Source organism: Streptomyces cinnamoneus (assembly GCF_014650495.1).
Lineage (GTDB): Bacteria > Actinomycetota > Actinomycetes > Streptomycetales > Streptomycetaceae > Streptomyces > Streptomyces cinnamoneus.
Window position 1 is genome coordinate 252,687 of the sequence record NZ_BMVB01000005.1, and the last position, 23,258, is coordinate 275,944.

General features: G+C 67.9%; 16 protein-coding genes and 1 pseudogene. 6 read left to right on the top strand and 11 right to left on the bottom strand.

The genetic code is table 11. The features are described 5' to 3' along the window. Positions 1 to 1,407 (bottom strand): S1 family peptidase, encoded by a 1,407-nt coding sequence (locus IE182_RS09980; RefSeq protein ID WP_190109333.1) that lies wholly within the window; start codon positions 1,405 to 1,407, stop codon positions 1 to 3. Between the two features lie 744 nt (positions 1,408 to 2,151). Here IE182_RS09980 and IE182_RS09985 point away from each other — a divergent pair. Beyond that, positions 2,152 to 2,394 (top strand): annotated as a pseudogene (locus tag IE182_RS09985) (transposase); the annotation flags it as partial. Between the two features lie 39 nt (positions 2,395 to 2,433). Here the strand turns inward: IE182_RS09985 and IE182_RS09990 are convergent. Next, positions 2,434 to 3,078, bottom strand: coding sequence for an MBL fold metallo-hydrolase (locus IE182_RS09990; protein WP_190109334.1), 645 nt, complete (start codon positions 3,076 to 3,078; stop codon positions 2,434 to 2,436). A gap of 206 nt (positions 3,079 to 3,284) precedes the next feature. On the opposite strand from IE182_RS09990, the gene IE182_RS09995 reads away from it, so the two are divergent. Continuing rightward, on the top strand, positions 3,285 to 3,710 hold the full coding sequence (locus IE182_RS09995) for a MarR family winged helix-turn-helix transcriptional regulator (RefSeq protein WP_190109335.1): 426 nt from the start codon (positions 3,285 to 3,287) through the stop codon (positions 3,708 to 3,710). A 569-nt stretch (positions 3,711 to 4,279) separates the two neighbouring features. On the opposite strand, the gene IE182_RS32740 is transcribed toward IE182_RS09995, so the two are convergent. Both IE182_RS32740 and IE182_RS10005 read right to left on the bottom strand, forming a co-directional pair. Beyond that, positions 4,280 to 4,993: a DUF6596 domain-containing protein gene (locus tag IE182_RS32740; RefSeq protein WP_373303532.1), complete on the bottom strand. Its 714-nt coding sequence runs from the start codon at positions 4,991 to 4,993 to the stop codon at positions 4,280 to 4,282. Positions 4,994 to 5,508: 515 nt separating this feature from the next. Then, positions 5,509 to 5,988 carry a hypothetical protein gene (locus IE182_RS10005; protein ID WP_190109336.1) on the bottom strand — a complete coding sequence of 160 codons (480 nt, stop codon included), beginning with the start codon at positions 5,986 to 5,988 and terminating at the stop codon, positions 5,509 to 5,511. A gap of 304 nt (positions 5,989 to 6,292) precedes the next feature. On the opposite strand from IE182_RS10005, the gene IE182_RS10010 reads away from it, so the two are divergent. Further along, positions 6,293 to 7,186: an IS982 family transposase gene (locus IE182_RS10010; RefSeq protein ID WP_190109337.1), complete on the top strand. Its 894-nt coding sequence runs from the start codon at positions 6,293 to 6,295 to the stop codon at positions 7,184 to 7,186. A 19-nt stretch (positions 7,187 to 7,205) separates the two neighbouring features. Here IE182_RS10010 and IE182_RS10015 read toward each other — a convergent pair whose 3' ends face one another. Continuing rightward, a complete protein-coding gene (locus IE182_RS10015) occupies positions 7,206 to 7,496 on the bottom strand; it encodes an NAD(P)-binding domain-containing protein (protein WP_229844697.1) in 291 nt (96 codons plus the stop codon). A gap of 616 nt (positions 7,497 to 8,112) precedes the next feature. Here IE182_RS10015 and IE182_RS10020 point away from each other — a divergent pair. After that, a complete protein-coding gene (locus tag IE182_RS10020) occupies positions 8,113 to 8,610 on the top strand; it encodes a hypothetical protein (protein ID WP_190109338.1) in 498 nt (165 codons plus the stop codon). Then, positions 8,607 to 11,249 carry a M48 family metalloprotease gene (locus IE182_RS10025; RefSeq protein WP_190109339.1) on the top strand — a complete coding sequence of 881 codons (2,643 nt, stop codon included), beginning with the start codon at positions 8,607 to 8,609 and terminating at the stop codon, positions 11,247 to 11,249. Before IE182_RS10020 ends, IE182_RS10025 begins: the two co-directional genes overlap by 4 nt. A gap of 579 nt (positions 11,250 to 11,828) precedes the next feature. Here the strand turns inward: IE182_RS10025 and IE182_RS10030 are convergent. The 4 genes from IE182_RS10030 to IE182_RS10040 form a co-directional block, all read right to left on the bottom strand. Continuing rightward, positions 11,829 to 12,656, bottom strand: a complete 828-nt coding sequence (locus IE182_RS10030; protein WP_190109340.1) for a hypothetical protein — start codon at positions 12,654 to 12,656, stop codon at positions 11,829 to 11,831. Beyond that, complete coding sequence (locus tag IE182_RS10035) at positions 12,656 to 15,445, bottom strand: CHAT domain-containing protein (protein ID WP_229844698.1); 2,790 nt, start codon at positions 15,443 to 15,445, stop codon at positions 12,656 to 12,658. Before IE182_RS10035 ends, IE182_RS10030 begins: the two co-directional genes overlap by 1 nt. Next, positions 15,435 to 16,361: a hypothetical protein gene (locus IE182_RS31990; protein WP_229844699.1), complete on the bottom strand. Its 927-nt coding sequence runs from the start codon at positions 16,359 to 16,361 to the stop codon at positions 15,435 to 15,437. Before IE182_RS31990 ends, IE182_RS10035 begins: the two co-directional genes overlap by 11 nt. A gap of 356 nt (positions 16,362 to 16,717) precedes the next feature. Further along, on the bottom strand, positions 16,718 to 17,056 hold the full coding sequence (locus IE182_RS10040; protein ID WP_229844700.1) for a hypothetical protein: 339 nt from the start codon (positions 17,054 to 17,056) through the stop codon (positions 16,718 to 16,720). 1,744 nt (positions 17,057 to 18,800) lie between these two features. On the opposite strand from IE182_RS10040, the gene IE182_RS10045 reads away from it, so the two are divergent. After that, entirely contained in the window at positions 18,801 to 20,195 is a 1,395-nt protein-coding gene (locus IE182_RS10045) for an MFS transporter (protein ID WP_190109343.1), read from the top strand. Here the strand turns inward: IE182_RS10045 and IE182_RS10050 are convergent. Together IE182_RS10050 and IE182_RS10055 are read right to left on the bottom strand one after the other, a co-directional pair. Next, on the bottom strand, positions 20,172 to 22,298 hold the full coding sequence (locus tag IE182_RS10050) for a helix-turn-helix domain-containing protein (protein ID WP_229844701.1): 2,127 nt from the start codon (positions 22,296 to 22,298) through the stop codon (positions 20,172 to 20,174). The two genes, IE182_RS10045 and IE182_RS10050, sit on opposite strands and share 24 nt — an antisense overlap. Before the next feature lie 26 nt (positions 22,299 to 22,324). Continuing rightward, positions 22,325 to 23,140: a 3-hydroxybutyrate dehydrogenase gene (locus IE182_RS10055; protein ID WP_190109344.1), complete on the bottom strand. Its 816-nt coding sequence runs from the start codon at positions 23,138 to 23,140 to the stop codon at positions 22,325 to 22,327. Between the last annotated feature and the right edge of the window lie 118 nt (positions 23,141 to 23,258).

Consider the following 23,258-nt stretch of genomic DNA (forward strand, 5'->3'; position numbering starts at 1 on the left):
CTATCCGGTAACGATCGTCCACTTCATGGTGTGCAGTGTCTGGTAGATCGGCACGTAGTAGACGGTCTTGAAGCACCACGGCTTGCGGTTGTGACCGTCGAGCACGGTGTCCTCGTTCAGCGACGAGGGGCATGTGGTGGTGTCGTTGGAGGCGGTGATAGTACCGCGTGCCTCGTCGGCCGAGTAGTTGTTGACACCGGCGAAGACCGGCCCGCCGCTGTCGCCGTTGACTCCCGCCACCTGGTCCGGGGTGTACTTCGTCACAACGGCGCGGTCGGTGATGGGACGCCAGCGCCCATCCGAGCCGGCCACGCCGATGTCGGTGTCGGTAATCTGGATGTTGCAGTGGACGCCGCCGTTGGCGCCGTTGCTGCACACGTAGTCGCCGACGTTGTTGTTGCCGTAGCCGGTCACGGGTTTGGCGTATCCGTCCGTCCTGTACGCCTCCCCGTCGTACAGGAATCCGCGGGCCTCGGCGTGCAGGGCGATGCCGACAGTGTCGACGCTGGCGTTGCTCTGGAGCCGGTCGCTGACGCCGACGTCCTCGGCGCCTTCCCAGGTACGCCAGTAGCCCTCTGCGCCGTCACAGTGCTTCGCCGCCGTGAGCATGAACTTGCCCTTGCTGTCCTTGACCGCGAACCCACTGGAGCAGATACCGCCCGTCGGGTTCCGCAGCGCCGAGCCTCCGTACCAGGGGGCCGTGTCGTGCTTCCGCGTTGGGTTCCCGGCCAGGGGCTTGGACTGCTGAAGCGAGAAGCGTGGCGCCGCAGCGGCCGGCGCCGCCGTGTTCACCGGCTCGTGCGACGTGGTGGTGGCAACCCCCGTCAGCCGCTCCGTGAGCGCCTTGATCTCCTTCGACTTCTCCGCCCGCACAGCCGGTGCCACCGAGAGCGGGGATCCCATCTTCCCGCCAGCCTGCTCCTCGTCGTAGGTGATCTTCAGGGAGTTGCCGTCGTTGGCTCCGCCCATGCTGGTGATGCGAATGGGCTCGTTGGTGGAAGGCACCCGCAGAGAAACCGGCTTGCCGTCATTGATCAGTTTGCTGCCAGCCTGCCTGAGCTCGGCCCTGGAGTAGCGGGCGGCAACGACATCGACTCTCACTCCGTCCGGCAGGCGCTCGAGGATGCGCTGCACTCGCTGCGGCGGCGCGCCCTTCCAGTGCAAGCGCAGACGGTTGCCATCCGGATCGACTGCGAGGCCCGCGAACCCGGGTATCTGGGTCCGGTCGCTCTCAGGGCGGCCTTCGGTGATGTCGGACGCAATCTTGTCGAGCACGTCCTGCCGCTTCAGGACCTCGATCATGCGCGGGTCCGTGACCTGGTTTGCCACCGTCGTCTTCGGCTTCTCATTCAACGGTGCGGCCGCCGCCGAGGCCGTGTTCAGTAGCGCCGGGGAGGCGACTGCCACCGGCCCGATAACAAAGGTGACCACCTGGGCCCAGGACCGCATACCTCTTCGCGCCGCGGTGCGTCTCAAGGATTCCCCCTCACTCGTATTACGGGTGAACCCGGGAATCCTGGTGGCATTGGGGCGGATGTGGAACAGGTAAACCGGCCACTTCGAGGGACTTATCGCAAATACGCATCTACATCCCCGACTGGCTCAGAAAAAGCACCCGGCGGCGCGAGGGGTCCGCGTCCTCGGCCATGACGGAGCCCACCACGTTGAATTCGCTCCCGACATCCAGGACGCCTTCGCGGCTGGCCGGCACCGTGAGGCCGCTGTCGGGAGAGACACAGCGGGCGAGCGTCGGAGAAGCGATGCTGCATACCTCGTTGGTCAGAAGGGGCCCGGCCTTCCTGCGGATGCCGGGCCGGTAGGCGGCGTTGCAGCAGGTGATGCCCTAGTTACGGGCTCATCGCAGCGCAAGCCCTTCCATCGCCTTGCACCTCGCAGGCCAGCGGGATGGAGGAGCCACCGCTGCCCCTGTACCGGTTGACGACACGAATCATGAACACGAAAGACCCGGAAGGACGGAACTCTACAGGTTAGAAGAGGTTCTGGCCTTCGCTGACCACACCGACGTCAGAACGGGCCGATGTCGAGTGCCTCAGCCAGGAGCGCGCGACCGTCGAGGATATCCTGGCACTCAGCTCGGCCGGGCTCGGGGAACCGAGGATGTCCAAAGTGCCCTCGGCGAGCTCCGCCGGCGGCACGAGGCTCGGCATCGACGTCAATGTCGAGCCCAGGAAGACACAGGTCAAAGGCTTCTCCGTACTCCCACGACGCTGGGTAGTGGAGCGCGGTTTCGGGTGGGTCATGATGCACCGCCGGCTCGCCCGCGACTACGAGACCAAGACCGAACACTCCGAGAGCGTGATCCGCCTCGCCGCCATCTCCAACCTCGCGAAGCGGGCAACCGGAGAATCCACCTCTACCTGGCGAGACGCATAAAACGCAATCACTCACGAACTACGTGAACCAGACGCCCTCTTACAGCTGGATGGTGGTGCCGGGCGCGAGGCGGTCGATCGGGGTGCCGGTCAGGCCCTTCTCGCCGAGGAGATTGACGGTGGAGTGCTGGCCGAGGTCGCTGAGCATGAGTTCGTGGATCTGGATGATGCGCTCGGGCTTGACTGTGCGGACGTAGTCGGCGGCTTCGCCGAGCTTTGTCCATGGGCCGCTGGTCGGCAGCAGGAGGGTGCGTACGGGAGCGTCGGGCGCGAAGTAGGCGTCGCCGGGGTGGTAGACGGCTCCGTCGTCGACGAGGTAGCCGACGTTGTCGGGGCACGGGATGTCGGCGTGGATCAGCGCGTGGCGGTGGCCGTGGACGGTGGCGGTGATGGAACCGACGGTGAAGGTGTCGCCCGCGGCGACGGCGTGCACGCGGCCATCGTGGCTGCCGAGGGTGGCTGCGACCGTGGCTGTGCCGTAGACCTGCAGCCCGGGCTGGACTTCGAGAGCGGCGGCGACGAGCTTTTCGTCGAAGTGGTCGAAGTGTTCGTGGGTGATCAGGACGGCGTGAGCCTGGGTGACGGCCTCTGCCGCGTCCGGGGTGAAGGTGCCGGGGTCGATGACCAGGCGGGTGCCGTCCTTCTCGAGCGTGACGCAGGCATGGGCGTACTTGGTGAGCTTCACAGCGGGTCCTTTCCGAGCCGACCGCATATCTACAACCAGACTGTACAGTATGGTTGTAGATATCACGCCGCGAGCGTCGACTGCGACCTGGCTCCAGCACCCCCACCCCTCGCTACGGCGAGGGCCGGCGGGCGCTCCTGTAGAACCAGGCAAACAATGGAGCCAAGTTGTACAGTTTGGTTGATGGGTGTGGGTAAGCTGGCATCATGGACGAGAATGAGCTGGCCGAAGAACTTCGCCTGACCATCGGACGGCTTGTACGCACCGTGCGCACTGCCGACAAGATGCCGCCCGGTGAGGCCGCCGTCCTGGGCTACCTGGACCGCGGCGGCCCGCTGACCACCGCCGAGATCGCACAACAGCGGGGAGTCAGTCACCAGTCGGCCGCCAAGACGGTCAAAGAACTCCTGGCTCAGGGCCTTGTCCATGCCGAGGCGCACCCCAGCGACGGGCGCAAGCTGTTGCTCTACCTCACGCCGACGGGAAGTGGCCGTCTGGCCGAGGAGCGCCGAAGGCGTGCGGACTGGCTCGGCATCGCGATCAACGATGTCCTCAGGTCCGATGAACGAAAGACGCTTGAGGCGGCGCTGCCTCTGCTGTCACGCCTGGCCACACACTTGAATGGCAAGTAGCCCAGGGACTTTCGTTTGGGTCATCGAGCGCTGTGCATTGTGAAGTTGCAGGTCACGAGTCTGTGTGCGTGATGTTCGGAATGCCCACGCTGGTCGCGCACGGATGACTTCGGCGGAGATCGTTGATCGCCGGGAGACTTCGTGCTTGTCGCGCACCGCCGGCTGAAGGCCAGGGCTTCGGCGGTAGGCCGTGTTTCTCCGATCATGATCGGAGCCAGATGACGAGTCGGTGTCACCCGCCGTGTCAGCGGCGGCCTGGACGCGCTGGAGCAGCCACTCCCAGGCGACGTCGGCCGGCCACAGCAGATGCCTCTTGTGGCCACGGGCCGAAGCGTTCGGGCAGCTCACGCCACTGGCAGCTGGTGCCAGCCGACGAATGATTCCGTTGATCGCCTGACGGTGGTCCCGCCACCGACCGCACCGGTTGTTGCTCAGCGGCAGCAGCGGCTCCACCACCGCCCACTCGTCATCCGTCAGATCCCCCTGCTCAACACATTCCGAACAACGAATCACATGATCGGAGAGACACGGCTGAGTGCCGGGCACTGACAACAGGGCGCGCTCAAGCCCTACGGGCCGTACCAGTAGACAGTGTTGACCGCACCGTCCTCTCCGACCCACATGACCTCCATGTGTTCCAGCTTGTGCGAGACCGCGGCGAGACCGATCGACATCGGACCCGGGGAGAGCTGGTAACGGGTCCAGTCCTGCCCGTACCAGTAGGCGCCGTCGAGGGACCGGGGGCGGCTGTCCCACCACACTTCCATGTGCCCGGGTACACGCAAGAGCGCGGCCAAAGGCGTCGTGATGAAGGCAGTGTCCACCGGCGCGATCCTCCTGAGGCGCCACCTGTCGCCCTCGTACCCGTAATGGGTGTCGATCCCGCCCTCAGGGCTCCGACTGCAGGAGAAGACCTCCATGTTGGCAGGAATCCGCGACACCGCCGCCAGGTGGGAGGACACCGCGCCGTCCCCGCTGATCTGTTCGCCGGCGATGAGGTCGGCGTCCAGAGCGCGCGGTCCTGGTCTTCGAGCAGCACCTGGCCCCCGTCTCGTCGACCCTTGTCGCGCCCCGGCGTCGGTGAGGAGGAGCGCGAGCAGCCCCGTGACCTCGCGTTCCCCGTGGAGCAGCCGGTCCAGGATCGGGGCGAGCCGCATGGCCTCGTCGGCCAGGTCAGGGCGGAGGAGGTCATCGCCGGAGCTGGCGGCGTACCCCTCCGTGAAAACGAGGTAGACGACGCGGAGCACACTGGGCAGCTGCGCGGGCCCCAGACACAGGTGCACCGTGGTTCCCTCCAGGCGCGCGTGCCGGATACGGCAGGACGTGCGGACGGGCACGATGCCCTCGACGCGCTCGCGCAGCCACTACCCGCCGACAGGGCCCAGCGCACGGCGGAAGAGCCCCATCCGGGCGGAGGCCGGAAGGTGCCGCACGGCGCCTGGAGCGCGGCACACCGCGGCCAGGGCCCATCCGATGCCCAGCGGGGACGCCGGGGCGACCAGCCGCTCGCTCACCGGGCGCCACAGCTCTGGGCGCTCTCCCCAACGCACCCGCGAGGCGCGCACCAGAACCTAGACGAGTCATTCCGAAGTGATCGTGTTCAGCTTGTCGATGGGCCAAGGGGCCATTCGATGGCCTGCTGCTGGCCCGTGGGCATGCACGCCTCCTGCGCCAAGGCGGGCTTTGCGTCCCTCGAGAAGCCGGCGAAGTAGATGATGCTCGCCGCACAATGGAGGCCGGAGCTGGTGCTGCTTGTCCCGGGCCGCTCACGGCAGCTGCCGAATCCCTCCCCGGGGTTTCAACTCAGCTGGTCGCGCACGAGATCAAGGAATGCCTGTCGGCTCGGACGGATGTGCGCCCAGACTTTCTCATCCTGTGGCTCTCCCGGGTCTTCGGGGCCCTTCCTGATCACCTCCTGTACTGCCCACGCGAGGCTGCGTGCCGCTTCGCTGACCTCAGGCGTGCACAGCACGTGGATCGTCTTCTGCATCACCCACACCCTGTCAAGGACCTGCCTGGCCCGGGCCTGCCACTGCTCGTCAGCCAGGTTGTGGTGATGCCGATCCACCGCGACTCGTTCAGCTTCCTGCACCGCAGACAGAAATTCGATGAGGTGAGTGAGACGCTCGTTGCGGCGCGCCTCGGCAAGTTCACGAGCACTGCGGCGCGCCTCGCCGCGTTCCAAGGCGCGTCCTGCCGAGCGCTGGGCCAGCATCGACATGAGCCCGCCGAGCAGGACGCCGATGAGCGGCGCAAGCGTTGTCCACACAACGTCCAACTATGACATCGATGGCATGGGCATGGCGCGGGGTTCGGCAATCTCAGGCCGGACCGGGACACGCAGACGGCCAGGTCGTCGCAGCCTTCGACAACGGCGGGCAGCAGACGGCGGAAGATCTGAGATCTTCGCGCTGCCCTGGGCGCTCTTGGCCACAGCGCGGACCGGGAGGTCCGGCACGGGCGGCCATGGCGGTGGCGTCCGGTCTCCCGCGGCTTGTCGGCCTGCTCAAGCGTGAAGCCGAGCAATCGGGCAGCCCCCTGCCGGCGGCCGGGGAGACAGGCAGGGCCGCCAAGATCGTTCTGTGACGAATGACCTGGACGCCCTGCTCACCGCACTGTATGTGAAGATTGACGACGAGATCACGGACACCCGGTGGCTGGGACGCCCTCCCCGGCTGACCGATTCCGAGCTCGTCTGCCTCGCTGTCGCCCAGGCGATGCTGGGCTTCACCTCGGAGTCCAGGTGGCTGCGGTTTGTCGGCTCCCGCCTCGGCGAGATGTTCCCCTTCGTCCCGAAGCAGCCGGGCTGGAACAAGCGGCTGCGGGCCGCGCTGCCGCTGGTCAAGCGGGCTATACGGCTCCTTGCGACGGACACCGACTTCTGGTTCGACAACCACTGGATCATCGACTCCACCCCGGTCGAGTGCGGCCGGTCACGCCCCACCGTGAAGCGGTCGGACCTGGCAGGCTGGGCCGGATACGGATACTGCGCCAGCCATTCCCGATTCTTCTGGGGCCTGCGGCTATACCTGGTGTGCACCCCGACCGGTATGCCGATCTTGTGGTCCCTTGCGAACCCGAAGCTGGACGAGCGCGAGGTGCTGACGGCGATGTTGGATCGTGAGCCGGACACAGTCACCGACCGCCCCGGCCTGCTGGTGATCACGGACAAAGGCTTCGCCTCCAAGGAATTCGAGACCGATCTGGCCATGCGCGGGGCAGAGCTGCTGCGGCCCTCGTTCAAGCGGGAGAAACGCCGCAAGGGCGAGTCGCTGCTGAAATCGGTGCGGCAACTGATCGAGTCGGTGAACGACACCCTCAAAGGCCAGCTCGAACTGGAACAACACGGCGGCCGGACCTTTGAGGGTGTCGCCGTCCGCGTCGCCCAACGCGTCCTCGCGCTGGCCGCAGCAATCTGGCACAACCACAAGACCGGACAGCCAATCACACGGTCCCTGATCGCCTACGACCACTGATCACTTCGGAATGACTCATCTAGACGTCGGCACCGCCTTCGTGCAGCAGAGCGGCGCTCTCCAGCGCCGACTGCCCGCCCCCGACGACCACAACGCGGCGCCCGGCATAACGGGACAGATCCATGTGCTGGCTCGTGTGGGACAGCGGCGCCTGCGGTCCCGGTCCTGTGGGTGCCAGATGACGCAGCCGCTGCGGAATGTACGCATGTGCGCCGAGCCCGGTAGCCACCACCACGGCCGCGGCCTCGAACTCCTCACCGCCTTCCAGCCGGAGGACAAAGCCCGCCCCGGCAGAGTCCACCCTGCTCACATGGTCAGGATCGACGGGGCCGACGCATCGCTGGGCGAAAGCCAGCCGGGCCAGGTGCTGGTCAGGCGCCGTGTGGCTGCGGCGCCGCCGCGGTCGAGGGCTGCTTTGACGACGGCGGGGAAGCCTTCCTTTGCCGATAGGCCCAGGCTGCCGATTCTGCGGCCGCCCGTACGGGTCTGCGCGCGTCCAGCCATGGTTCAGTCCGCTCGAGTCACTTGGCTCCTGCCCCAGCGCACACAACCCGGCGCGCATGGCAAGCCCGCACCCCAATTGCTGCACACCGTCTCGTGCAGGCTCTGAACGGGCGAACGTGCTGCCTCGGCTGCGAGGGCGGAGCGCGCTGGTCGCTGACTGCACAGGGCAGGTACGACCGGATCCCATAGTCCCGTGGCCAGTTCGTCAGCCCTGATTGACGGGCAAAGGTGGGCTTTGCGCTGGTGACCGTGTTTCCGGCACACATAGCTGGAACCGGCCTGTGGCAGGGGTCGTCCGACCCAGGTGACGCCGGGCACCGGCCGCCTCTCGGTACGGCTGCCCGGCATGGCTGGAGCCCAGCCCGCTTCCCGGACGGCGCGATGGCCAAGGGCGGGTGGCACGTCGATGTGAACGGAGTGGGATGGATCGCTTAGAGCTGCACCGGAATCTCAGCCACGACCTTGTCGACCGGATGGCTCCTGAGGAAACAGCCGACCAGATCACCTACCACGTGATCTCCACCCGGTACGCGCAGCGGCGGACGAGGTTCAAAAGTCGGCCGGGCAAGGTCACGAAGATGCGTGCCGGGTCCCTCACCGGGTTCGATCCCGGCACCCTCGGGCCCGCGGCGGTGTTGCTGGCGCCTTTCGCGATGGCGCTCGTCGACCATGTGCTGGATCTGCTGCTGGGCAAGGCCGGCGCCTCTGTGGGGTCCCGTTTGTGGGCGTGGATCACCCGCAGGTCCCTCGCTACGCCGCCAGCTGGTTCGTTGGACCTGACGCCGGAGCGCCTGGAGGAGGTCGAGCGTCTGTCCAGGTCGCTGGTGGCGCAGTGGAACCTGGAGCCGCACCGGGCGGACCAGCTCATCGTTGAGCTGGTCAAGCTGCTGGTGGCGCGCACGGACGGCCCACCGGAGTGACCGGTTCTGTGGTGGGGGTTCCGACTGCGACGACGGGTCGTTTCCTGGTGATGGCTGCGGCTGCCCTGGGCAGCGCGTCATTCGCCCATGACGTCTCTTTGGCCAGTACCGGCATCGAGCGAGTCCCTGCCCTCCTGGCCGGGCCGGCTGCGCTGACGGCCGCGACGCTCCTGGTCTATCTCGCGCTGCCGGCCTTCACCCGTCAGCGGCTCGTCGCCCCTGACCTTCGGCTTGATCACTGCCGCCGCATCGTCGCGCGCGTGGAGGAACTCGCTGCTGCCGCCGGCCTGCGGCGCTGCCCGGACGTGATGTTCAGCACCGCCGACGGCTACGCGGAGGTCTTCGGCCGGTATCCGCGCTACTGCCTGGCCATCCACAACAAGGCGCAGAACGCCTTCGAGTGCGATCCGGCGCTGTTCGACGGGGTGGTGCGCCATGAGCTGGCTCATGTGCGGCTTCGGGATGTAGAGGTCAGCCGGCTGGCGGCGGGCATGGCGCTGGCGTTCATCCCCGTCGTGGTGCTGCCCCACCTCGTCGTGGTGGGGGCCGATGACGTGGGCCGCTACCTCAGCAAGGACCTGTGGCGTTTGGTGGCTCTGGGCGTGGTGGTGTTCTTGTTGTTCGGTTCCGTCATGCGCACGCGGGAACTGCAAGCTGATGCCTGTGCCCAGTTGCCGGAAAGGGTCTGGTCGTGCCTGTCGCCCGGGCGTTTCCCGTGGGTCCACCCCAGTCCCGGCAAGCGTCGGACGGCCGCAGTCGACCCATGGGTGGTGGACCGGCCCAGCCCGTTGCGGGCAGCCGCCACCGGCGTGGCGGCAGGCATCGCTGTCTTCCCCCTCGACAACGCCTTCACCGCGGTGGCCGACGATGCCGCCAGCCTGGGGCGCTCAACGATCGAGGGCATGGCGATCGGGCTGGTCATCGCGGCGGTCATCGGGCCGGCCATGTGGCGCCTGGCAGCTCATCGGGACCGTGCCGGTAGATGGTTGTGGCTCGAGGGCCTGGCCCTTGGCGGAGGCGTCCTGGCCGGGGCCGAGCTGACGATGCAGAAAGCACTGGCCCTGGACATCATGGACACCGAACGCCTCTGGCTGGCAGAAGTGTGCTTCATCGCCCTCCTGGCCGTTCTGCAGGCAGTGCTGTGCCGGTGGATCGTGGTCACCGCACCGGTATGGCAGACGAGCGCACCGGCCACGCGAACAACACCTGAGGACCTCGGCAGCCCTGGTGAGCAGTCCCGGCTGAGCCCCCTAGCACCTGCCCGCGACCGGCGAGGTGGGCGCCGCGGTGCCCAGGGAGGTGATGCGGGCTTACGGTTCCGCAGCAGGTGGCATCTTCTCGGCGCCGTGGTGACCGTGGTTCTTCCGACCGCTGCGGTCTGGGCGTTCTTCCTGCGCACCTTCGCAGCGATCACCGGCTACCCGCAGACCTTGATCGACAAGGTGCCGGGCTTCTTCGACCACCGGGTCTCCTCACCACTGAGCTTGCTGGACCAGCTCGAACTGTTCGGCATCGCGCTCCACGAGGCATTTGTCGTCCAGCCGATGACCATGGGCCCCGCCTACACCACGGCCATGATCTGCATCTGCCTCCCCCTGGCCCTCACGCCGCTGCGCACGGCAGCCTTGTGGCGGCGCACCCCCGTGATCATCATGGCCGGCCTCGGCGTCTTTCTGATCCTTCTGCCGTTCCTGGCCCGCCTCAGGTCGGATGCTGTCTCCCGCAGCACTCAGGACGGCATCGTGCTGGCCCAGGTCTCCCGCATCATGTTCCTCTACTGGCAGCTTCCTCTCACGCTCATGGGCGTCGCTGTGGCCGTCGCTGCGGCAGCCCTGGCCGCCCGACTCGGATCCCGCGCACCTGCACTCCACGCAGCGTCCGCGACCGTCCTGTGGGGAGCCACCATCGTCCTGGCCTCCATCAGCTACTCCTGGCCGCCGGCAAGGGCAGCCGCCAACGCCGACGCCGCCGCGACGATGGTCACCGCACCGCTGCTCAGTCTCGCCGTGACTGCCCCACTGGCACGCCTCCTGAAACGCCCCGCAATCACCAATTCGCCGTCGGCTACCCGGCTGCGTGACCAGTGGCGCCTGATCACGGCAATCACCACGGCAGGTGTCCTGATCAACGTCGCGAGCTTCTACGCAGCCCACCGGTTCGTGACCGTCACCCCCGCCCTGCCGGCAGACGAACAGGCAACTCGCTGCACAACAGGACGCTGGCACGTGTACTCAGACGTCCACACCTTCACCATCCAAGGCGAAAAAGCGCAGGTCGTCGGAGGGAAGGGCATCACCTGGGACTTCATGCCCGACGGCCGATACCGCAGGGAAAGCCACGCCGCCGAGTACAACGTCATCTGGCGCGCCCGCGTCTGGCGCCTGGTACACAGCGGCACAACCGAAGGCACCTGGCACGTCAAAGACAACAAACTCATCCTGGCGAGCGTCACCCACACCGACGAAACCCGCACCCTCTACCTTGCCCCCGACAAGCCCATGGACAGCCAGCCCCCAAGCCCCACCTCCACAACGCGTCCCGAGCCCCGCTCTCTGGACTGCCTACGGCCCCACCTGGTACTCGGACTCGCGGGCGGCCATGAGGTACTGACGGCTCAAAGCGGGCGAAGCCAGCAATGAAAAGCCGGCTCCTCGTTCAGCAGGAAACATGTCGCTGGCGGCCCGCCGAGAGGTTTCGCTTGCGGGCTTCGACGTGCTCATCAGCCACCGCGGAGGCGAGCCGCCGCGCGCCCTGGCGCCACCTCGGTCTTCTATACGCCCCCGCGGCCTGTGGACGGGCTGCTCCCGGGACCCGGTTGCGGAACCTCTCCCCCAGCCCGCCTGGCGGGAGTCTTCCTCAAGCCTGTCCGGAGCGCTGCCCATTCTGCTGCTGCCCGGGACTGTCGAACCCGGCCCCCGTAGGCACCTGCTACGTCCAGCTAGGGTGTGCTGCCGACAGTGCGCCCAGGTTGTGCGCCCCCGTGGTGTGGCGCAAGGCGATTCTTGGAGGGTGCATGGCCCTGTGTCCGCCTTCAGCTGCTCACATTGGCGCTTGACCTCGCCGCTTCCATAGCGCCGGCAACTCGGCCACTTGGCCATACGCAACGGAAAGCCTTGGGAAGTTCAGACCTCATTAACCTGCACGGCGAAGAGGCGTCCAAAGCCACTCTTGAGCATCTCCTGCACGGAGGGTGGATTGGAACCTCCGAGTCAAATGCACTAGGCGGTCTCGTCGCAGGAGGCGGGAGTCGGCTGGTCGGGGAACTCCAGGGCGACGTCAGGGCTTTCCCTGATTTCCTCCAAGACATCCGCTGGCACGTCGGGCGGCCGGTTCGCTGAGGTACGCAGCGTCCTCACGTCGCCGTAGACGCCCTCGATACCTCGGATGAACCTGCGCCGCAGACGCAGCACGCGGTAGAACGGCGTCACTTGCTTGCCGAGCAACTCCAATTCCATTCCGGAAGAACGGGCGCCGCGCACACCGGCCGCGAGATCGGCAAGAGCGGCCGGGGCTTCGCCAAGGGCAGCTCGCACGTGCATCTCGACTAGGGCGCCCTTCTCACCCGCGAGGAGCACAGTGCCGGACTTGGCCGTGACGAGATGGCTGATCACGTGCCAGTCGAGTTCCCAGGTGCCCGCCCAGTAGCGTCGGATCAGTTCCCTGGCCAGGACCGGCTGGTCCGCCAGACGGTGCTCGCTCAGCCCCCGGTAAGCGACCAGCAGGGCGTTCTCGCGAGAGAATTCGACAAGGGCGCCCGCTTGGGCGTCGGCCAGCATGGCGAACGAGTCACCTGTCTGTCCCACCGACTTGTAGGTCACGCTGACCCGGCCCCTGGTACGCCAGGTCAGCTCGTCCCGGGTAGTGGGAGTGACCTTGGACGTGGCGATGCCGATCTCGTCGAGGCTACTGATGAGCACGAGCCCCGGGCCCCGGAGCGTGCCGACATCGCCCAGCCGGTATCGGGCCGAGGGGTGCCAGGTCACCCAGTAGCCGTTGCCCCAGACTCCGGAGAGGGCGCGGGTGAACATGCGGGACGGGTCGGGCATCAGTCGACTCCATAGTGTTGGAAGCAGTCGGTGTACACGCTGTCCGCGAATGGCGGGTCGAACGGCGGCAGATCCTCCGTGCCCAGGAGGGTGACCGCCTCCTCACGACTGATCGAGGCGAGTCTCTGCCGTGCCATGGCCAGCGCGGCGGAGGGCACCGTGTGCGATGTTGCTGCCAGAGTATGGAAAGCGTTCATGAGCAATGCCGCGGCCGCGTCGTGCGCCGGCCACAGGGAGGCGATGACATTGCGGGCCCCGGCGGTCAGGAACGCGCCTGGAAGGCTGGTGAATTCGCTGGCTGCGTGATGCCGGGGCAGCCCGGAGTCACAGGCCGAGAGCACCACCAGTGTGCAGTGCGGTAAGAGCAGCCGGCCGGTGATCTGAGCGGCGGTGAACAGTTCGAGACCTGCTTTCCACTGCTCCTCGCGGACTCCAAGCGGATCCGGTACCGGTGACGGGGTGACCTCTAGCCCGGAACGGTAGGCGCTGTCGGGGTCGAAGTGGCCGTGGCACGCGAAGTGGATCCGGCCCGCGCCGGGCAGGGAGTTGAGCAGTGCCTCAGTCTCGGCAGGGCACGGCTGGTATCCCAGTGACTCGGGAATGTCCTGGGCCGTGTGGCGAAGGGTGCGCGAAGGGTCCGAGATCGAGATCCAGGGTCGTCTGCCGTCGCGGCGGCGCGCCCGCAGCAGGGGAAGCGCGCCTGGGGTCGGCAGCACGCTCACGGCGCAGTTCGGCAGCAGACCGGCCAGGCGCCAGTAAGGAAGTTGGAACAGCTCGTTCTCCGGGCACACGAACAGCCGCGCAGGAGGCTGGGAACACACTTCTCTCACGGCCCCGGCGATCGCGGCGAACAACCCTTCGTCGATCCGGGACTCGCTCTCCTCGGCTAGGGCACGAGTCTCGTGAAGATCGTCGGGGTGCGCGTTCAGGTACTCCCGACGTACCCGTTGCATGCGCACCAACGCACGTCGTCGCGTCCGGGCGCCCCACTTGAACAGGCGGGCCGTTGTGCTGCCGCCAGTGGTGAGACAAGTGATCGTCACGGCTTCGGATACTGCCAGGAGATCGACCAGGACCTCCCCCGGAGCGAGCGCGCTGGCCAGTTCCTCGGCGGGCACCGGATCGGCGTTCACACGGAGTGATCTGCCCGTGCGTGCGGCGGCTCGCTCCAGCTCGTCCGCGGCGCGCTCCCGCTCCGCGATCGGCTCGGCCAGGCCCCTGAGCTCGACGGCGGCTAGCTGAAGGGTAGCCTCGGCTCCGCGCAGCCGGAGAACCGCAGACATCAGTTCCTGATCTGTGCTGCTCTCCACCACCTCACCGACGCGCAGTGCCTCGGTCATGGTGACTGCCCGGGCCCGCTGTCCCAACTGGAGCAACGAGCGCGGTCGCGAGGGCGACTCCACCGTACCGTCGCTGCTGTCGGCCGGCCCATACACCTGGTGCAGTATGGCGGTCACGAACACTTCCGCGTCGTACGCTTCGGCCAGGGCCACGGCGACGCTCTGCCGCAGCTCGATGGTGGCCGCCTCGGCACGCAACCGCTCGCCGAGCTCGATGGCCGGGGCCACTTCCGCCAGGGCTTGGTGGGCCCTGGTCTGCCGGATCAGGTTGCGCACCAGGTCGATGCGGAAACGCACGACGCGCAGCAAGTCACCCCTGCGTTCCACCGCCCGGACGGCGGTTCGCAGGGCGGATTCGGCCTGCGCTCGGTTGCCGGAGAGGTCGTGAGCGATCCCGAGTGCGTGGCGGGCATCGGCCTCGTAGGCGGGTTGGTGGAGTCGGCGTGCCTCGGCGATGCACATTCTGAGCAGGGGCACTGCCTCGGCGGCGTGATCCGGGTGCCGCCGGATGATCAGCGAAGCGCGCCGCCAGGCCCATCCCTCCTCATGTGGGTTGTCCATTCCGTCCGCGAACTCGCCCCGCCACTCCGTCGCCCAGTCGTGGCGGTTGAGCCCCTCGGCCTCCGCTGCCGCTTGCTCGACCATCCGCGCGCTCCGCTCCCGTTCGCCGAGGAATTCCCAGGTGCGCCCGGATTCCCTCAACATCCGGGCAGCCAGGGTCGGGTCACCGTCCGAGAGCGCGAGTTCCCGGGCTTCTTCGAGCACCTCGAGGGTTTCCTCGAACAGACCTGCCTGCCGAGCGATCAAGGCGTGATGGAAGGCGAATGTCGCGCGGCAGTACACGGGGCCCTCGTCGCGTGCGCGCACCGTGCCGCGGATGCGCCGAGCGACTCGTGCGGTGTCCAGGGCGCTTCTCGCGTCACCGGTGTCGGCCATGACCTCCGCCTGGTCCATGAGAGCCATACTGAGGTCCACGCGGCTGCCCAGCCGCTCCGCCTCTGCAACGACGGAGGAACAGTCGCGCTGGAACTCCTCATGACGGCCCATCAGGGCAAGGGTGTGCAGCCGAAGCCGACGAGCCCTGAGTCGGATCGGCTCATCGGCCTCTAGTGCGCTCACGGCCCGCTCAAGGAAGTCGAATGCCGGCGCAGGGTCGTCGAGCGCGAGAAGTCGCTGAGCACCTTCCGTCAGGATGTATCCGCAGGTCTCGACGGGAAACAACGCTGCGGCCGCGACGCCGAGCTCGGTCATGGTCTGGGCATGCAGTGCGGTGGAGGCTACTTTGATGCGGTCCATGAGCTCCATGAGCTCCAGCCTCCGGGCCTCGTGAAAGGACAGGTTGTAGCGTGCGGGATCGCCCTCCAGCCGCTGCTTCGCCTCTGGCAGCGATAGCCGTCCCTCCAATACACCTGTCACCACTTGGGCTACCGCGTCGTCCTCACCGGCCATGACCGAAGTCCTCCGGCAACTCTTCAACCAGCGAGGTGATACGAGCCGTAAAGGGAGAAGGCAGAGGAGCGAACACCGCGACACACACCTCGTCGGGGTCGTCGCCGAGCGCCTCGGCCAGCATCCTCGTGGCGTACATGCTCCACACCGCGACGGTGACGACGTCGTCATCGTCCAGGTCCAACCAGCCCTCGGAGCAGGCGCTGATCGGCGCCAGGCACGCCAGCCACATGAACAGCGATCCGCTGTCCTGTGGTTTGAAGTAATAGGGCAGATAAGGCATCTGGTCGCAGAGCTGCTCCGCGTAGGAACGAATCTCAGGTACTTCCCACACCTCGCGGGCGTCGGAATCCGAAACCTCGAAGGTGACCGCAAACCTGCCCCGCAGCTCTTTGAGCTCAGCGAGCCGCTCAGGCCCCATCCCCTGTGCGCGGTGGGAGAACGCGACGAGGAAGGGATAGACGTCACCGGCCTCAACACGATCGAAGGGAACGGAGAACGGAATCGGCTCCTTGTCCTGTGGCTCCGATTCTCGCTCCGGAGGGATCACCTCGGGTTGGCGGACTGTGATCCCTGCGGTATCGAGATCCGTTTCAACCCATTCCGTCAACGTGTCGTCGTCAAACACCAGGTCGTAGAGGGCAGCAATGACAACGGCCAGCTGGGCGAAGGCGTGCCAAGTTCCTGTGCGCGCCCTGGCCCTGCCGACCAGATGCCGGCAGGCCGAGGCCGCCTGTTCGGGCTTGGAGGCGACCAGTTCCTGGAGCGCCTCGATGTTCATCTGCTGAGTGCCGTTCCCCGTGGAAACCGCGAGGTCTTCGATCCGTTCCAAGAACGCGATGAGAGCCTGCGCTTCGGCACTTGGATCCTCGGCGCTCTGATCTGCGGAACGCCGCTCAATTGCCTCCTCGGACATGCCCGACCCCCGTTCCGGACACGGGCGACGTGGCGTACGTCACCACGCCGGGACTGTACGGCTGGTTACCGAGCATCCGCCATGCGAATCCCGCCACCACGTCTTGCGATCACTTCCCGACTTTCGCGCCATCATTTGGAGTACCCAGTCGCTCCAGGTACCGACTTCCCAGTGTCCAGGAACAGGTCGTCGTACAACTTCATCCTGCATTCATGTGCGACTAGCCATGCATCACGGCATACACCCCCGCGAGTCCTGGACGTCCTGCGGAACGGTTGTCGTCGGCAGCGCGGGAATCCACACCGCCTCTAGCACGTCTGCAACCATGGACCAGCACGATGTGGCTCACGGGGCCCCTATTTGCGGACGATGCGCAGTTGACGCATCAGCTCGGTGAGTGCCAACAAACTGACCACGGGCGCAACGGCGGCGAAGAACATCCTCACGCCGCTTTCTCCTCTACTGTCCGCTGCCCACAGGCTCCACGCGATTGCGGCTGCCACACCCGCCACTACCACCCACCAGGAAGATGATTCCTGACGGCCATCGAGGATCGCCGCTGTCGTTCCCAGTCCGCCACCGACTATTAGCCCCATGACCAGCAGCGCTGACATCCACTGGGGGACCCCTGAGACCGTGAAGTCAGGCGAGGCGTCCAGCTGATGAAACGTGGCCCAGGTGCTGCCGATGTACACACCGCTCAATGTGGTCAGACTCAACGCTCGGATCAACCACCCCAGCACTCCGCGCTGTTCACCGGCCATTAATGCCCCCGGGGTCCCCCGACATGGCTGAAACGCTTTCCATAGTGCCCCATCCACCCGCTGTCGGCATAGGCAGACAGAAATCGAGCTCAGAGTGACACATGTTGCCTAACTGCCAACGGACAGCGTCGCCGACACCTGGACGGGCACTCGGGTGATCCAGTCGCGGTCCACGATCTGCGACTGGGGATCCAGCGCGAACGGCTGCGCCGGGAGAGGAATTCGGCCACCCGCTGGTGGTACGGGCCGTGTCCAAGGGAGAGGTACCGGTTCAGGATGCCCCGGTGGAGTTCACAGTGACCGAAGGCGACGCGTCGTTCCCGGGAAGGTACGACAGGCGTCGGCGACGACGGACAGCAGCGGTGCGGCAACAGCGCCGACACTGACGGCGGACCGGAGCCGAGCCCGGTGACCGTCACCGCGACATCGGGCGGCGCGGATGCGGTGTTCTCGCTGGAGGTGACCTCAGCGTCCGAGGTGGTTCCAGGCGGTCCACCGGATGTGCAACTGTACAGGGCGGGGACGAGAAGTATCCGGGAGTGCGGGTGCTGCCCGCCAACGGGACGGAGCCCATCGGCCCGCAGAGGGTCCAGGTACGCCTGCCGACGGATCGGGGCCTGCAGTGGGAAACTGCGGGCACGCCGGACCACCAACTGACGGTGCTCGGTGGCACTCCCTACCCCGGGCAGCTCTCCCCCGACCAGATGGCGCTGACGTTCGACAACGTCGACCTTGACACGCCTCCAGGCCCGGAGAAGGTGATGTGGGTCGCGGTCAGCACCGGTCACGATGCGCCGCTCGGATCCACCAGCCTGACCCTCACCGTAGGAAGAACGTCCTCCCCCTCCACAACGATCGTCATCACTCCCGGCTTCACCGTGACACCGGGCGGGGCCCCGCAACCGCACAGCGGGGAGGACTTCCCGTGTACCCAGGCGTCGAAGTACGGAACAACGGAACGCAAGCCACCCCGCTCCAAACAGTCACCGTGGTCCTTCCGGCCGGCTCCAGCCTGAGGTTCGGTACACAGGAACTCCCTGATCACCAGCTGACCGTCCGGGGAGCGGGCGGAGACACCACCGTGTACGTGGGAAGGGTTCCGACGGCGGACGGACGCTGACCTTCCCCGACGTCGACCTGAAGACCCCCGACACCGGATCACCGTCGATCATGTGGGCGGCGTGAGCGCCACCGAGGGCTCCCCCACGGGCCTCACCGGCCTGGAGTTCACCGTCGGCAGCCGGACCTCACCGTCCACGACCATCAACATCATCTGAATGAGGTCGGGGCCGGCGCGGTGGTTGCCGCTCCGTGACTATCCGGCCCCATGCGGCGGTCCGATCTATGCCCGAATGCCGGAGTTCAACGCTCCGTAGTCAGCACCAAGTCAGCACGGGAGGGGTGACCAGGGGTGCTGACGTGGGATTTCAGTCAGCACCAAGTCAGCACGGGAGTCAGCACCCCAGCTCCGGATCACCCCAATCGCCACATATTTCCCCGCTGGTTTCCTAAATCGAGTTGAGCCTTCTCGACCCCCCTCACCCACCCCTTCATGGACGTCACCATCACAGCCCGACCCCGAACTGTGTAGCCCCACCACATAGGCCCCTGACCTGCCACTTCCTACCGTATGGCGACGCAATGACACGCCCTCCCCCACCCGGAAGCGGTGACCATGACCACCCCAGCCCCACCCGCCCCGACCCCCAACTCACTCCCCAGAATCGTCGTCGCCAGCCTCATCGGCACCACCATCGAGTGGTACGACTTCTTCCTCTACGGCTCCGCCGCCGCTCTGGTCTTCAACAGGTTGTTCTTCCCCGAATCCGACCCGCTCGTCGGCACCCTGCTGTCCTTCCTCACCTACGCGGTCGGGTTCGCCGCGCGGCCGGTCGGTGCGCTGGTGTTCGGGCATTACGGGGACCGGCTGGGGCGTAAGAAGCTGTTGGTGGTGAGCCTGTTGATGATGGGCGGGGCGACGTGTGCCATTGGGGTGCTGCCCACTCATGCCGCCGTCGGGTCGCTCGCGCCCGTGTTGCTCACCGTGCTGCGGCTCTTGCAGGGGTTCGCGCTCGGGGGTGAGTGGGGTGGTGCGGTGTTGCTCGTGTCGGAGCACGGTGATGCCCGGCGGCGGGGGTTCTGGGCGGCGTGGCCGCAGACGGGGGCGCCCGCCGGGCAGTTGCTGGCCACGGGGGTGCTCTCCGTCCTGACGGCTTCGCTGTCGGACGAGGCGTTCGTCTCGTGGGGCTGGCGGGTGCCGTTCCTGCTGTCGGGCCTGCTGGTGATGGTAGGGCTGTGGATCCGTCTCTCCGTCGACGAGTCACCCGTGTTCAAGGCCGCGCTGGCCCGGGCGGAGTCGCACGCCCGGGAGGGTGGGGCCGCCGAGCGGATGCCGCTCGTGGCGGTCATGCGCGATCAGTGGCGTGACGTCCTCGTGGCCATGGGCGCGCGCATGGCCGAGAACATCAGCTACTACGTCATCACCGCCTTCGTCCTCGTCTACGCCACCGAACAGACGCAGTTGTCCAAGCAGACGGCGCTCAACGCCGTGCTGATCGGTTCGGCCGTGCACTTCGCGGTCATCCCCGCCTGGGGCGCCCTGTCGGACCGGGTCGGGCGACGGCCCGTCTACCTGCTGGGCGCGGTGGGCGTCGGGGCGTGGGCGTTCCCCTTCTTCGCACTCGTCGACAGGGGGACGCCCGGGGCCCTGGTCCTCGCCGTGACGGTGGGGCTGGTCTGCCACGGCGCGATGTATGCGCCCCAAGCCGCCTTCTTCTCCGAGATGTTCGCGACCCGTGTGCGGTATTCGGGCGCGTCGATCGGGGCCCAGTTCTCCTCCGTGGCCGCCGGCGCGCCCGCTCCGCTGATCGCCACGGCACTCCTCGCCGAGCACGACAGCGGCACCCCCGTCGCCCTGTACGTGATCGCCGCCGCGGCACTCACGCTCGTCGCCGTCGGTTGTGCCAGGGAGACCCGGCATCGTGACCTGTCGGACGGGGCCGCCCCGAGCAGCGAGCACGACGGGCGAAGCGCGCGGTCGGAGCGGTCAGTGACGACCGAGAGCCGGTGAGAGTCCGTGCAGGCGCAGGGCGAGCCGGATCTCCAGGGTGCGGGCCGGCGACTGCCAGTCGGCACCGAGGAGGTGCCCGACCCGGTCCAGCCGCTGCGCGACGGTGTTGACGTGCACGTGCAGCTCGTCCTTGGTGCGCACCGGACTCATGCCGCAGGCGAAGTAGGCGTCGAGGGTGTTCACGAGCGCGGTGCCGCGCCGGGCGTCGTAGTCGACGACCGGCCCTATCGTCCGGGCGATGAACTCCCGGACGTGGCCGCCGCCGTCCGTACCGGTCAGCAGCAGGCCCAGGAACCCGAAGTCGTCCGCCGCCGCGCCCTCGCCGCCCCGGCCGAGAGCGTGCAGGACCTCCAGGCAGCGGCGGGCCTCGGCGTAGGCGGTGGCGACGTCGCCGGGGTGGGCGGCCGGCGCGGCGACGGGTGCCGAGGCGCCGACGGTCACGCGCGCGTGGACCGCCTCCCCCAGCCGGCGTGCGGTGTTCCGCGCCGTCGCCGTGGCGCTGTCGTACGGCCCGTGGGGCAGGAGCAGCACCGTGCCCCCGTCGCGGGCGGCGGCCAGGCCGTGACCGGTGGCCGCCAGGTGCGAGGCGGCGGACCACAAGCGCTGTCGGTCGGACGGGGCGTCCGTCGCCTCGTCCGCCATGCGGGCGGCGAGGACGAGGTGGGGCGTGTCGAGATCCGCGCACAGGCGGGCGGCCCGTGTGCGCAGCAGACGGGGAGCGCGGTCGGGGGCGTCGAGCAGGTCGTCCAGGATTTCGCCGCGTACGCGCTGTTCGGCCTCGCCCGCCGAGCGGCGCGCCAGTTGCAGCAGTGACGTGACCATGGCGGCGCGCTCCAGGGCACGCCGGTCGACGGGGCCGAGGTCGCACCGGTCGTGCAGGCGCAGGGCGCCCAGGAGCTCGTCACCCGCACAGACGGCCGCGATCCAGCCGTCGCGGTCACGCACGGCTCGGCCTTCGGCGCGGGAACGCTCGACGGCGAGCGCGGGGCCGTGGCCGGGGTCCGGGTCCTCGCCCGGGTCCGGGTCCTCGCCTGGATACGGATACTCGCCCGGGTCCAGGTACTCGACGCGCCCGCCGAGCACTTCGGCGACCGCCTCGGCGACGTCATGGACACCCCCGCCGCGCAGGACGAGTTCGGTGAGCCGGTCGTGGATGTCGGCTGCGCGTTCGACGGCGGCGCTGTGGTCGCGGACGATCTCGTTGGCGGCTTCGAGCTCGGCCAGCGCCGAACGGGTCTCCGCCAGGAGGTTGGCCGTGTCTATGGCCACCGCGGCATGGGCGGCGAACGAGGAGAGCAGGGCGATCTGCTGCCGGTCGAAGACGCGCGAACGCCGGTCGGCGGCGAAGAGCACCCCTATGACGGCGCTCCCGAGCCGGAGCGGGACGCCGAGGATGGCGACGAGCCCCTCGTCGCGCACCCCCGAATCGATGTCCGGGGTGTGCTGGAAGCGGGGATCTTCCATGTAGTCGTCCGTGACGTACGGACGAGCCGTCTGGGCCACGAGCCCGCCGAGCCCCTCCCCCAGGCCCAGCCGCAGTTCCTGGAAACGGGCCGAGACCGAACCGTCCGTGACCCGCATGTACGTGTCCCCGGCCGCCGTGTCGTTGAGGGTGAGGTACGCGGCGTCGGTGCCCAGCAGGGAACGGGCACGCCGCACGATGGCCTGCAGCACCGCGTCGATGTCGCGCAGACCTGCGAGGTCCTGTGCCGTGGCGAAGAGAGCCGACAGCTCGGCCTCGCGTCTCTTCCGGTCCTCCAGTTCCGCACGGACGCGCAGCGCGAGGAGTTTGGCGCGCTCGACGGCGGCGACCCGTTCCGGCGGTGCCCCGTCGGCGCGCAGCTGTTGGACGGGCCGCTCGTAAGCGTCGGCCGGCGCGCCGGTCGCGAGCAGTTCGAGGTAGGCGGCCAGAGGGCCGTCGGGCGGAAGGGCGTCGGACGGAAGGGCGTTGGACGGAAGGGCCTCGGGCGGAGGAAAGTCGGACGGAAGGGCCTCGGGTGGAGGAAAGTCGGACGGAGGGGAGTCGGACGGAGGGGAGTCGGGCGGAGGGCTGTGGCGCAGGGGGCTGTTGGGCAGAGCGTGGTCCATGTGGGCGTCGGGCATGGAGACAGGCTGACAGGCGCGGCTCCTCAACGGGCGGTCCATCCACCGTCCAGGGTGAGGGTGGTGCCGGTGATGGCAGAGGCGTACGGCCCGCAGAGATAGGCGACGGCCTCGGCGACCTCCTCCGGTTCGACGAGTCGCTTGAGCGCCTGGCCGGCGAGCATGACCTCCGTCAGAACGCGCTCGGCGGGCAGGGAGTGGGCGGCTGCCTGGTCGGCGAGCTGCTGCTCGACCAAGGGGGTGCGTACGTAGCCGGGGCTCACGCAGTTGGAGGTCACCCCGTGGGGCGCTCCCTCAAGGGCGGCCGTCTTGGACAGTCCTTCGAGCCCGTGCTTGGCAGCGACATAGGCGGACTTGTAGGGGGAGGCGCGGAGGCCGTGGACGGAGGAGACGTTGACGATGCGGCCCCAGCCCTGCCGGTACATGTGCGGCAGAGCGCCTCGCAGCAGCCGGAACGGAGCCTCCAACATGACGGTGACGATCCGGTGGAAGGCGTCGGGCGGAAAGTCCTCGATGGGGCGCACGAGCTGGACACCGGCGTTGTTGACGAGGATGTCGGTGTCGGCGGCGGCGCGTTCGGCCGCGTCCAGATCGCCGAGGTCGAGCACCGTGGTCGCGACGCTTCCGCTCAGCCCCTCCGCCCTGCGGCCGAGCTCCGCGAGCCCGGCGGCGTCCCGGTCCAGGGCTCGGACCCGCGCCCCGGCCGCGGCGAGTCGCATGACGCAGGCGGCTCCGATGCCACCGGCCGCGCCGGTGACGAGCGCGGTGCGCCCGGCGAGCTCGGGGGTGCCGGGTGACGGACGAACGGGAGTGCCGGAGAACGGGAGGGGGGCGGTGGTCATGGCGGCACCCTAGGTCGCCGGTGCCGGTGGATCGATGGGGTGCGGGAACGCATCCGTGACGCTGCGGGTGGGTGCGCAGCACATGCCGCCCGGGCCTCGGGCGGCCGGGTGGCCGGCG

Bases quoted from the DNA above. Each gene is read 5' to 3' on its own strand.
- IE182_RS09995 (WP_190109335.1), top strand. From the start codon at position 3,285: ATGGACGAGAATGAGCTGGCCGAAGAACTTCGCCTGACCATCGGACGG.
- IE182_RS10020 (WP_190109338.1), top strand. From the start codon at position 8,113: ATGGATCGCTTAGAGCTGCACCGGAATCTCAGCCACGACCTTGTCGAC.
- IE182_RS10030 (WP_190109340.1), bottom strand. From the start codon at position 12,656: ATGCCCGACCCGTCCCGCATGTTCACCCGCGCCCTCTCCGGAGTCTGG.
- IE182_RS10035 (WP_229844698.1), bottom strand. From the start codon at position 15,445: ATGGCCGGTGAGGACGACGCGGTAGCCCAAGTGGTGACAGGTGTATTG.
- IE182_RS31990 (WP_229844699.1), bottom strand. From the start codon at position 16,361: ATGTCCGAGGAGGCAATTGAGCGGCGTTCCGCAGATCAGAGCGCCGAG.
- IE182_RS10045 (WP_190109343.1), top strand. From the start codon at position 18,801: ATGACCACCCCAGCCCCACCCGCCCCGACCCCCAACTCACTCCCCAGA.
- IE182_RS10050 (WP_229844701.1), bottom strand. From the start codon at position 22,298: ATGCCCGACGCCCACATGGACCACGCTCTGCCCAACAGCCCCCTGCGC.
- IE182_RS10055 (WP_190109344.1), bottom strand. From the start codon at position 23,140: ATGACCACCGCCCCCCTCCCGTTCTCCGGCACTCCCGTTCGTCCGTCA.